Origin of the sequence: Vibrio nereis NBRC 15637, from assembly GCF_001591105.1 — a bacterium.
Taxonomy (GTDB): domain Bacteria; phylum Pseudomonadota; class Gammaproteobacteria; order Enterobacterales; family Vibrionaceae; genus Vibrio; species Vibrio nereis.
Window position 1 is genome coordinate 198,717 of sequence record NZ_BCUD01000001.1, and the last position, 11,654, is coordinate 210,370.

Sequence of the window (11,654 nt, forward strand, 5' to 3'; positions counted from 1 at the left end):
TCCGCTAACTGAACAGCCCATGCAGAAACCATTGCCTTTGCTGGTTTCTGAATACCCAAAGCCAGCGGCCTGTTTGACTGCGGGCGATAAAGTAATCACGCGTCATTTCATCACCGTCCCACCAGCCCGTGACAAAGCGTTCTGGGCCTTGGATGATCGAGATTTGCTCGGCCAAAGGTTCTGGTGTCGGCAGCATCATAAACGGGCGCAGACGTTTCACTTGTGGCGTGGTTGGGATGGACGTTCCCAGCTGACAAGAGTCCGGCTGACAAAGTAAGGTCGATTTTTCAGGTCTTGGGTCGCCAGTTAACGCCACTTTTCGTACGCTGTCTTTGCCTAGCTTGGCTTGCAATAAACCAATCAATTCCAACTCACTTTGCTGACCTCTATGACCAGCAAATATATCTTGGCTGGTGGCTTCCAATTCACCACCGCGTATTAACTTCAGCGTCAAGCCGTGTACAGGCGCATCCAGTTTGAGTGATTCCATCGTCAACTGGCATAGACGCAGCCAGCGCTCGGCGTAGTAGTCGCCACAAGCAGAAGTAAAACGAATCTTGCCGTCTGGATAATCTCGTTGGTGCAGGGTGAGCTCTAACTCATAAGCGACTTGGTTACGCAGAGTTAAAAACAACTCCAATTTTTCGAGCAGTTTGGTCAACGGTTTTTCTAACCACTGAATATTCTCGATATCAAACAGCAGCTCTAAGTAACTGTGGAATTTTTCCGGCGGATGATAAAACTCAATCGGGTGCTTAAATTGCCCCAAGAGGCGGCCTACATAGTTCACCAGTTCAATGTCAAAGCGGCGCGCAATGTCTTGCATCGGCAGGCTGAGTAAGTCCTGTAGCGTGTTAACTCCGACACGCGACAGCTTTTCAACTTGCTTGTCTTCTAGCTCGGTAGCGGTCAACGGGAAATGATTAATGGTATTACGGATTTGCGTCTTATCTTGGCTGAGTAACGCTCGTCCTGACTTTGCCAGCAACATGGCCGAAAAAGGGGAAAAGCCGCTCGAATAAAAATAGCGGAAACCAAGTTGATTTAAGTGCCGTGAGACTCGTTGCCAGTACGTCTCTAACCCGCCGTATAACGACAACATATCCGTCGCTTTAAGCAGCAAGCCTTGAGGTGGAAACAACGCGATATCAGACGTGACCATATACAGCCATTGGGCAATGTCATGCAGCGTTTGTTGTTCAATCTTCTCATCATACGGGTGAACTTGAAGCTGGTGGCACAGGGCGCTGGCGCTGCCCAATCCCATACCGTGCTGAATCCCTTGTTCCTCGGCCAGCGTATTACACTGCACCACCTTAAAGCGTGTTGATTCGACGATAGCCAAAGGTTTATCGGACTCGTCAGAATAGAGCGCGTCTAGCTGTAACGCAGGGAAGTGAAGATAGATCCAAACTTGCATGCTTAACCTTGCTTACGCGCCGGAAAAGGAATCACAACCGGATCGGGCTGCTGTAGCGTCAAAGATGGCCATAACGCGCGCATATCGAGCACAAAACTGGCGTGCGGCCAGCCGCCTTTGCGTTTAGTGATGGTTACTTCCACTCCCAAGGCGTGAGGCAGTAGTGTCATGCTCAAACTGACAGGTAAAGAAAACAGACTCTTTCGCTCTGCTTTGAAGAGGAAAGAGAGGCAATTCCCCGTTTCACTCGCGACTTGTAAGCGCCGTGCCTGATGAACTTCCAAGTCGGCTTGCCACAACAATACGTTGCTGCACGCGCCGCTTTTTAGGCATTGCTCGGCAGCCCAAAGTGCTTCTTTCGCCGTTTTGGGGTAGATCAATAGGATCTTATTCGCATCGAGCCCTTCCGCTGACAACTGTTCAGCAGAGAGGTAGCCCGGAGGTTGAATAAAAACAGACAAACGCTCGTTGCTGGTGTGCTTTAAGTGCGGCGTTAATAAGCGCAGCTCGCCAATACCTTGTGGTGTTTGTAGCTCGACTACGCCATGTTTTGGAAAGCCACCCTGTAATTTACGATCGAGAAGATCGTAGCCAGTCGAGTAGTGCTCTTCTGACTCAGGAGTTTGGCTGCCCTGCCAAAGCCATTGTTTCTGCCTAAGATGTTCTATCAATTCATACATAACAAGATACCTGTATATATGTACAGTATAAATTATTATAGAACGACGGCAAGAGATCGGTATATCAGACGGATAAAAAAACGCCTTGTCAGCTGAGAGTTAGCTCACAAGGCGTTGATTCTAAATAATCTTATTGTATGGCGATTATTTTGGTTGTGCGTCGATGCACTGACCATTGACGGCTTTGCCTTCTGGCGCCATCAAGTAGAGGTAAAGTGGCATGATATCCAGTGGTGTTTTCAGTAGCTCTGCGTCTTCAGCAGGGTAAGCTTTTGCACGCATACTGGTGCGCGTACCGCCTGGGTTAATCGCGTTAACACGGATCGTAGTGTCGCTTAGTTCATCCGCTAGGATCTGCATCATGCCTTCAGTGGCAAACTTAGACATCGCGTAAGTACCCCAATAAGCACGGCCACTGTGACCAACGGTTGATGAGGTAAAGACAATACGTGCGTCTTCCGACTTATGTAGCAGAGGGAGCACCGCTTGAGTCATTAGGAACTGAGCTTTAACGTTCACTTGCATGATATCGTCGTAAGTATCTTCGCCGATTTGATCAAATGGGCTAAGCACACCAAGTAGACCTGCGTTGTGAAGTACGCCATCAAGACGACCAAACTGACTTTCGATCGTATCGACCATGTCGATGTAATTCTGCTTAGTTGCGCCTTTCATATCCAGAGGGATAATCGCTGGTTGTGGGTAACCAGCCGCTTCGATTTCGTCGTAGGTTGCTTCCAGCTTTTTCACTGTGCGGCCGAGCAAAATAACCGTCGCACCGTGCTGCGCGTAAGAGATTGCGGCTTGTTTACCAATACCATCACCAGCACCGGTAACGAGAATAACTTTACCTTTCAGGGCATCTGAAGAAACAGCATATTCCACGATGTGTATCCTTTTGTAATGTTCTGCTTTAAGTCTTCGTGACAAGGTGGTTACAATACACTAATTCGCATATGAGGGGATATCACATTGGAATTTTTGTTGGACTATGGGCTGTTTTTAGCCAAGATTGTGACTTTTGTAGTCGCAGTGATTGCGATCTTAGTGATTGCTAAAGCTGTGGGCGGAAAGAGTGGTGCCGCGAAAGGTGAATTGGAAATTACTAACCTAACTGAGCAACACAAACACACCGTTGATCAGTTGGAGCACCACCTGCATGACGACGCGTTCTTAAAAGCGCGTGATAAAGCAGAGAAGAAACAAGAGAAAGAAAAAGCCAAAGCGCGTGAGAAAGAGGTGAAAAAGGCGTCGAAAGAGGGCGACCTAGACGCACAGCGCGAGCCTCACCTGTTTGTTCTGGACTTCAAAGGCAGTATCGATGCCAAAGAAGTGGCTTCGCTACGTGAAGAAGTGACGGCTATTCTCGCGGTCGCGCGTGAAGGCGATGAAGTGCTACTGCGCCTTGAGTCTGGCGGCGGTATGGTTCACGGCTACGGCTTGGCGTCTTCTCAGCTAGACCGCATCAAAGCCGCTGGTCTTCCTTTGACAATTGCGGTGGATAAAGTCGCGGCAAGTGGCGGTTACATGATGGCATGTATCGCAGACAAAATTGTCTCTGCACCGTTTGCGATTGTTGGTTCAATCGGTGTGATTGCGCAGCTACCAAACTTCAATAAACTGCTGAAAAAGCATGACATTGAATTTGAACAGCTGACTGCTGGCGAATACAAACGTACCCTAACTATGTTTGGTGAAAACACCGAAAAAGCGCGTGAGAAGTTCAAAGAAGAGTTGGAAGAAACACACGGATTGTTTAAGAACTTTATCCGTGACCACCGCCCAGAGCTGGACTTGGATAAAGTCGCGACAGGCGAGCACTGGTTTGGTACTCAGGCACACGAGCTAGGTTTAGTCGATGAAATCAAAACTTCAGATGACATCGTAGTCGAAGCGTGTAAAGACAAAACCGTATTGGCGATTCATTACGTTGAGAAGAAAAAACTGGCGTCTAAACTGGCAGGCATTGCCGGCGAAGCCGCAGACAACGTACTGATGAAACTGATCGACCGCGGCCAGCGCCCGATTGTTTAATTACCTCAATGATTGAGATAATAAAAAAGCGCCCATCTGATGATGGGCGCTTTTTTTATTTATTACGAATTAGTTTGCTTGCGCATTGGTTCGTGGTGCTTTTGGTTTAGAAGGTCTGCGAGTTGGCTTTTTCTTCGCTGCACCTGCTTTGCCTTCACCTTGTTTACTTGCACCATTTCCACCTAGTTTAGGACCCAAGTGACGCTTGTTCTTACCAGCTGGTTTATGGCCGCGTGCGTTATCGCCAGAGCGTTGACCATCAGCATGGCCTGTTTTTGGCTTTTTCGGCTTCTTAGGTTTTTTCGGCTTAATAGGGCGCGTATCCAGTTTGGACTCTGGCAACTCGTTTACTGGTTTATAGCCTTCAATTTCTAAACGAGGCAATACTTGTTGAATTAAACGCTCAATCGCAAATAGCTCGCCAGCTTCGTCTGCTTCAACAAGAGAGAATGCGCGGCCGACTTCACCAGCACGGCCAGTACGACCAATTCGGTGTACATAATCTTCTGCGACGTTCGGCAGCTCGAAGTTGACGACTTGAGGTAGCTGAGGAATATCGATACCACGCGCGGCGATATCGGTAGCAACCAATACGCGAACATCACCGGATTTAAAATCGGCTAATGCGCGAGTACGAGCGCCTTGGCTTTTGTTGCCGTGAATCGGTGCCGCAGTGATGCCTTCTTTTTCTAAGAAGAACGCCAAGCGGTTCGCACCGTGTTTGGTGCGGCAGAAAACCAGTACCTGTTTCCAATCGCCGTCTTTGATCAGTTTAACCAGCATTGGCGCTTTTTTACGCTTGTCGGCTGGGTAAATCGACTGTTCAATCGTAACCGCCGTTGAGTTTTCAGGGTTAACTGAAACTTCTACAGGGTCATTCACCAAGCCTTTTGCCAACTCGCGGATCTCCGCTGAGAATGTGGCAGAGAACAGCAGGTTCTGACGCTTAGCAGGCAGCAAGTTGAGGATTTTACGAATGTCGCGAATAAAGCCCATGTCGAGCATGCGGTCGGCTTCATCTAACACCAAGACTTCAAGTTGGTCGAACTTAACCGCGTTTTGCTGAAAAAGATCCAACAAACGACCTGGAGTCGCGACTAAAACATCACAACCTTTACGCAGCTTCAACATTTGCGGGTTAATCTTCACGCCGCCAAATACTACGGTAGATGTCAGGCGTTGGTGACGGCTGTACTTAAATACGTTCTCTTGCACTTGAGCAGCAAGCTCACGAGTCGGGGTTAGGATCAACGCTCGAACGTGATTGCCTTTTACTCGCGTGCCGTTATCTAGGCGTTCAAGAATGGGTAGCGTAAAGCCTGCGGTTTTACCTGTACCTGTCTGCGCTGCGGCCATCACATCTTTGCCTTCTAATACGGCTGGAATGGCTTGCTCCTGAATTGGAGATGGTTTGTCGTAAACCTGTTCTTCAATGGCTTTAAGAATTGGGGCAGAAAGGCCTAACGAGGTAAAACCCATAAATTGATCTCTGTATGAATTGGGGACTGTTCCCAGCAAATTTGTTTGCTGGGAAAAGGGCGTCATTCTGCGCCCTTTGGGTAGGAACATCAACTGAAATTAACGATGAGGGGCTTTCAGTGTTTTGAGTTGAGGCGCGTAATGTGTAGTCACCGCAAATAGAAGCCCACTGATAACACCAAATAAATGCGATTCCACCGCAATACGGGCATTGATCAATTCGCTGGTGGACTGAGATGCCCCCATAGTTAGCTCCCAGGCGACTTTAGCGATAACGCCAATAACTAATAGCCAACTGCTTTTTCTGCCGTCTAAAGCCTCTTTAAGCGCGAAACTGGCGAACAGCCCGTGCAATACGCCAGAAAGCCCAACGTAGCTTGTCATGTCACTCAAGAAATTAAGTAATCCTACAACTAGGCTAAGGACAGATAAAACCAACAACAGCGTGTTTGCCGATGGTTTGAAGATAAAGCTGATCACCCACAGTGCGGCAAGATTCATCCCAAAATGCGCAAAGTTGGTATGGGTAAAGTTTCCTGATAGGATCCGCCACCACTGACCATCTAAAATCAATTGGCGATGCCACTCAGCGAGTGAAAGCATGGGCTCAAACTGAAGCCCCAAGCACACCAAACTGATAGCGATTAACAAAACAAATAAGCGCACACTATGTCCCGATACTGTTCTCAATGTGGAAAGTCACAAAAAGCTTGTATTTGTAAATGGATACAAAGACTAACATCGAATGTTGAGCTGGTCATCTTACAGCATCCGAGTGAAACAAACAGACCCATGGGAACGGCGCGGATCTTAAAGCTCTCATTGGCCAACAGTCACTGTTTTGTTGGAGAGAATTTCAGCGAACATGATGAACTCAATCAACTGCTCAGCGATAGCCAATATCACCACTTTATCCTTTACCCCGGTGAAGGCGCACTGACTCATAACCAAGTGGCTGACAAGCTTGATAACGGTGAAAAAGTGCGTGTTATCTTGCTCGATGGAACTTGGAAGAAAGCTTATAAAATGTGGCAACTATCGAGCAACCTGCATTCTCTACCGTTAATCAAGTTGCCAGAGGATCTGCAAGGCAATTACCGGATTCGCAAAGCGCCGAGCGACAACAGTTTATCGACGGTAGAGGCGGGGTATCACATCTTGTCACTATTGCAGCCTGAGCGTGATTTTTCTCCGCTGATCGAGTCGTTTAATCAGATGATTGAGTTTCAAATCAAACAAATGCCACCCGGTGTTTTTGAGAAGAATTATCTACAGTCATAACAATAGCGTCTAAAATTAATCTCAAGCGCATCGTTGCCACTGGGCAGCTTGTCTGAATATAATGCCGCCGAAAACGTTTGGCTGGGGTATCCGCCATACGTACTTCGTATAATCCCACTGATACGGTGTGGGAGTCTCTACCTGGAACCGTAAACTCCAGATTACGAAGAGTTAAGTGCACTGCGCTTTTCTCTTTGTATGTCACAAATTCATCTCGAGAAAAGCGTTTGTTCATAATCATCTAATGAGGAGACAAGCGTGAACCAAGCTACTTTTATTCATCAACTACCCAAAGTTGAACTTCATCTGCACATCGAAGGCACATTAGAGCCGGAAATGATGTTCCAACTCGCGCAGCGTAATCAAATCGATCTGCCTTTTGCTTCGCCACAAGAAGTCAAAGCCGCGTATGAATTTACCAACTTGCAGTCGTTTTTAGATATTTATTATCAAGGTGCGAATGTGTTGATTGAAGAGCAAGACTTCTACGACCTGACGTGGGCATACTTACTCAAATGCCAGCAAGACAACGTGATCCACACGGAAATCTTTTTTGACCCGCAAACCCATACCGCGCGTGGTATTCACTTTGATACTGTGATTGCCGGTATCGACAGAGCAATGAAAGACGGCCTTGAGCAATTGGGTATCACTAGCCGCATCATCATGTGCTTTTTACGTCATTTAGACGAAGAGAGTGCGTTTGAAGTGTTAGAGATGGCGTTGCCACATAAAGATAAGATTATTGGGGTGGGGCTGGATTCGTCTGAGTTAGGCCATCCACCAGAGAAGTTTGAACGTGTATTCAGTAAAGCACGTGACGAGGGCTTTCTAACGGTGGCGCACGCTGGCGAAGAAGGGCCCGTCAACAATATTTACAATAGCCTTGAGCTGCTTAATGTGTCTCGCATTGACCACGGTGTACGCTGCGCTGACGACGAGCAACTGGTCGCCCTGTTAGCCGAAAGCAAAATGCCGTTGACCGTGTGCCCGTTGTCGAACACCAAGCTGAAAGTGTTTGATGAAATGCGTGACCACAATATTGTTGAGCTGCTGCGCCGAGGTTTGTGCGTCACCATCAACTCAGATGATCCAGCGTATTTTGGCGGTTACATGACCGATAACTTCCTCGCGGTGGCGGAATGTCATGCGTTAAGCCAAGAAGAGCTGGCGCTATTTACGCGCAACGCCATTAACGCCAGTTTTGTCAGTGAGGCGGAGAAGCGTGTGTTGCGTGAAAAGCTGGATGGCTTTGTCGCGACTGCGTAACGCAAAACATTTGTAAGATGCCGTCATTCCAACTTGCTTGCTGGAATGACGGTTACGTTTAATGAGAAGAAAAGAGCTGCTGGTGCAGTCGTTGCGCGTGTCCGTCAGTCATTGACGAGATGTAGTCGGCAATCACTCGGTAACCCGCGCTTTCATCTTTGCGCTCGAGCCATTTCTGGCGAGTTTGTATTGGCAGTAGTCTTTCTGGATCGGCGCTTAACGCTTCAAAGATATCCATGATGATCTGTTGCCCTTTGTACTCGACAACCTGAACGTGTGGCACTTGAATCACATACTCGCTGACGAAGTGCTTCAATATCTCTAATGCTTTATCCATCGTCGGTTCAAGATACGCATTGAATGCCAGCAACTCGCACTCGAATGGCGCGTCGACGGGCTTGATAGAAATACTCGTCAGCAGCGCGTTAACCATTCCGCCAATCGCGTCTTTGCGCTGGAAATGGGTACCAGAGAACAGCATTTCGGTAATCGAAGCGATGTGCTTTTCAAACCAAGGGTCGCCACATTCTGCCAGTTTGCTTGCCGCTCCTTCAATCCACTGATGGCGATTGACCATGCCAAGCACCAAGGCATCTTCCAAATCATGCACGCCATACGCGATATCGTCTGCAAGCTCCATGATCGAGCAGTCGATAGACTTATAACGGGTCTTTTTGTGCTGATGCGGTGCAAGCTTTTCGTCACGCATTTGGCTAAACAGTGCTTTGTCATTTTCACTGAGTGGTTCGAGCATCCAGTCGAATAAATCTTGGTCACAGTTATATAAGCCTTTGGCTGGCATCCACTCGCGAGCACGCAGCTTACGTTGGTGTGAAACGCTGTCAGGCATCACCTCGGCTTGCGTTTCGCTCAGCATAGCAGGGTACTTCACCAGCCCCAGTAAGGTGCGGCGCGCCAAGTTCATGCCAAAGTTTTCTGTGTATGGCTCTAGCTTAGTGACAATGCGAAAGGTCTGCGCATTGCCTTCAAAGCCGCCATGGTCACGCATCATATAGTTGAGCGCGACTTCCCCGCCATGGCCGTAGGGCGGGTGACCGATATCATGCGCAAGACACAGTGAGTCAATCAGGCTGTCGCTGGGTAATAGATCGCGAAACTCAGGCTGTTTCTTTTTTATCTGCGCGACAATGCCTGTCCCCAGTTGCGCGGCTTCGAGCGAATGAGTCAAGCGTGTGCGGTGAAAGTCATCGAAGCTATTGCCATGAACCTGTGTCTTCGCTTGCAAACGACGAAACGCAGCGGAGTGAAGAATACGCGCACGATCGCGTTGATACGGGCTGCGGTGGTCATCTCGACGAATTTTGTGTTCATCATCATGGCGTTCTTGCCATAAGTCGCTGATATGGAACGTCATAAAACAGGTTTCCTGAGTTTTTTCTTACCGTACAACCGATTAGCTGATTTCGTCCAGCGATAATTCAAAGCTAGGCGCAAAAGTGGTGAGAAAGTACTCCATCTCTGGGCTGCTACGTTCTTTTAAGGTGACATCAAGGCGCTTTTTGGCCAAGGCAAATTCATGGTTGCCAGCACTTAACTCTTCCAAGCACTTTAGGTAGGCGCAGATGGTGTCTGCTTGTTTGACGATGATCTCGTCTTCTGGGTGGACAGATTGGGAAACCAGGTAAGGGGCAAAGTCTTCCTGAAACTCCTCCGGCAACATAGACAGCAGGCGTTTCTCTGCGATGGCTTCGATTTTTTTGTATTCTTTGGCAATTTCAGGGTTAAAGTATTTTACGGGCGTTGGTAAGTCGCCAGTCAGCACTTCACTGGTATCGTGGTACATACCAAGCAGAGCAATACGCTCAGGGTTCAGGTTGCCGTCAAACTTTTTATTTTTAATCACTGCTAATGCATGAGCAACAAAGGCAACTTGTAAGCTGTGTTCAGAAATATTTTCAGTGGAGACGGAGCGCATGAGTGGCCAGCGTTGGATCAGCTTCATGCGGGCGAGGTGGGCAAAAAAGTGGCTTTCTTTGGGTTTCTCTTCTGGTAAAAGTTCTGACATAAATCGACTCCGTTACAACAAAAAAGGGCACTCAATGAGTACCCTTTAAGCATATGAAAGTTAGACGCTAATTACTACTGGCTGTAGGTCGACAAGAATCGCTCAAAGCGGCCAATCGCCATTTCTAAGTCTTCCACGTGAGGAAGGGTCACGATGCGGAAATGGTCGGGTTTTGGCCAGTTAAAGCCACTGCCTTGTACCAGCAGCACTTTTTCTTGGACCAAGAAATCAAGCACCATTTGTTGGTCATCTTTGATGTTGTACATCTTGGTGTCGATTTTAGGGAACAAGTACATCGCGCCTTTTGGCTTGACACAAGAAACACCAGGGATTTGAGTGATCAGCTCATACGCGCGATCGCGCTGTTCGAGTAAACGGCCACCCGGCAGGATAAGCTCGTTAATACTTTGATAACCACCCAACGCGGTTTGAATGGCGTGCTGCATTGGCACGTTGGCACACAAACGCATTGAGGAGAGCATTTCCAAACCATTGATGTAACCCTGAGCTTGGTGCTTAGGACCGGTGATAAACATCCAACCGCCACGGAAACCACATACTCGGTATGCTTTTGATAGGCCATTGAACGTCACCACGAGCACGTCTTCAGTGAGTGTGGCAATAGAAGTATGTGTCGCACCATCGTAAAGCACTTTGTCGTAGATTTCGTCGGCGAAAATGATCAGTTTGTGCTTGCGAGCAATTTCGATCACTTCGAGTAGGAAATCACGACTGTAAACCGCACCTGTCGGGTTGTTCGGGTTAATCAGAACAATACCGCGTGTTTTCGGTGTGATTTTCTTTTTGATGTCATCCAGATCTGGATACCAATCCGCTTGCTCGTCACAAAGGTAGTGCACCGCTTTACCGCCTGATAGAGACACAGAGGCCGTCCACAGCGGATAGTCTGGAGCAGGCACCAGCATTTCGTCGCCGTTGTTCAACAGCGCTTGCATCGACATGACGATCAGCTCAGACGCACCGTTACCGATATACACGTCTTCCACATCTAGAGAGCGGATGCCTTTACGTTGGTAGTGCTGCACCACGGCTTTACGAGCAGAGTAGATGCCTTTCGAATCACAGTAGCCCTGAGAGGTCGGTAGGTTACGGATTACGTCTACTAAGATCTCGTCAGGGGCGTCAAAGCCAAATGGGGCGGGGTTACCGATATTCAGCTTCAGTATTTTATGCCCCTCTTCCTCCATGCGCTTAGCATGTTTGAGTACTGGTCCCCTAATGTCGTAGCAGACATTATCGAGTTTTGACGACATCTCGATATTTTGCATTGCGTAAAACCTAAAATTAAATGTATTTCTTTATTAAACTACATCAAAAAATGATTCTTTAGAATAAAAATCTGATTGAATAGGGCTATTTCGATTCTTGTAGCACGCTCATTATCACAGGATTATGCAAAACATTCGAGACAACCTTGATTTGAATAGGGTCTATTAATAGAGTA

Annotated in this window: 11 protein-coding genes and 1 riboswitch; of the genes, 3 read left to right on the forward strand and 8 right to left on the reverse strand. The window is 47.8% G+C overall.

What is annotated here, in order from left to right:
* Positions 1–4: 4 nt before the first annotated feature.
* From VNE01S_RS00905 to VNE01S_RS00915, 3 genes are all read right to left on the reverse strand, one after another.
* The gene (locus VNE01S_RS00905; RefSeq protein WP_053395726.1) at positions 5–1,420 is read right to left on the reverse strand and encodes a Y-family DNA polymerase; all 1,416 of its coding nucleotides are present in this window, start codon (positions 1,418–1,420) and stop codon (positions 5–7) included.
* A 2-nt stretch (positions 1,421–1,422) separates the two neighbouring features.
* A complete protein-coding gene (gene imuA, locus VNE01S_RS00910; protein WP_053395725.1) occupies positions 1,423–2,100 on the reverse strand; it encodes a translesion DNA synthesis-associated protein ImuA in 678 nt (225 codons plus the stop codon).
* Between the two features lie 144 nt (positions 2,101–2,244).
* Positions 2,245–2,985 (reverse strand): YciK family oxidoreductase, encoded by a 741-nt coding sequence (locus VNE01S_RS00915; RefSeq protein ID WP_053395724.1) that lies wholly within the window; start codon positions 2,983–2,985, stop codon positions 2,245–2,247.
* Positions 2,986–3,072: 87 nt separating this feature from the next.
* Between VNE01S_RS00915 and sohB the strand changes: the two genes are divergently transcribed.
* Positions 3,073–4,134, forward strand: a complete 1,062-nt coding sequence (sohB, locus tag VNE01S_RS00920; protein ID WP_053395723.1) for a protease SohB — start codon at positions 3,073–3,075, stop codon at positions 4,132–4,134.
* A 69-nt stretch (positions 4,135–4,203) separates the two neighbouring features.
* Here the strand turns inward: sohB and VNE01S_RS00925 are convergent, their stop codons facing one another.
* A complete protein-coding gene (locus VNE01S_RS00925) occupies positions 4,204–5,613 on the reverse strand; it encodes a DEAD/DEAH box helicase (protein WP_053395722.1) in 1,410 nt (469 codons plus the stop codon).
* 99 nt (positions 5,614–5,712) lie between these two features.
* Entirely contained in the window at positions 5,713–6,279 is a 567-nt protein-coding gene (rrtA, locus tag VNE01S_RS00930) for a rhombosortase (RefSeq protein ID WP_053395721.1), read from the reverse strand.
* Positions 6,280–6,282: 3 nt separating this feature from the next.
* On the opposite strand from rrtA, the gene VNE01S_RS00935 reads away from it, so the two are divergent.
* Entirely contained in the window at positions 6,283–6,894 is a 612-nt protein-coding gene (locus tag VNE01S_RS00935) for a tRNA-uridine aminocarboxypropyltransferase (RefSeq protein ID WP_053395720.1), read from the forward strand.
* An 84-nt stretch (positions 6,895–6,978) separates the two neighbouring features.
* Positions 6,979–7,078, forward strand: a riboswitch (purine riboswitch).
* A 74-nt stretch (positions 7,079–7,152) separates the two neighbouring features.
* On the forward strand, positions 7,153–8,163 hold the full coding sequence (locus VNE01S_RS00940; RefSeq protein ID WP_053395719.1) for an adenosine deaminase: 1,011 nt from the start codon (positions 7,153–7,155) through the stop codon (positions 8,161–8,163).
* Between the two features lie 58 nt (positions 8,164–8,221).
* Here VNE01S_RS00940 and VNE01S_RS00945 read toward each other — a convergent pair whose 3' ends face one another.
* From VNE01S_RS00945 to VNE01S_RS00955, 3 genes are all read right to left on the reverse strand, one after another.
* Complete coding sequence (locus VNE01S_RS00945; RefSeq protein WP_053395718.1) at positions 8,222–9,538, reverse strand: anti-phage deoxyguanosine triphosphatase; 1,317 nt, start codon at positions 9,536–9,538, stop codon at positions 8,222–8,224.
* Positions 9,539–9,577: 39 nt separating this feature from the next.
* On the reverse strand, positions 9,578–10,189 hold the full coding sequence (gene yfbR, locus VNE01S_RS00950) for a 5'-deoxynucleotidase (protein ID WP_053395717.1): 612 nt from the start codon (positions 10,187–10,189) through the stop codon (positions 9,578–9,580).
* Positions 10,190–10,263: 74 nt separating this feature from the next.
* Positions 10,264–11,478: a pyridoxal phosphate-dependent aminotransferase gene (locus VNE01S_RS00955; RefSeq protein ID WP_053395716.1), complete on the reverse strand. Its 1,215-nt coding sequence runs from the start codon at positions 11,476–11,478 to the stop codon at positions 10,264–10,266.
* Between the last annotated feature and the right edge of the window lie 176 nt (positions 11,479–11,654).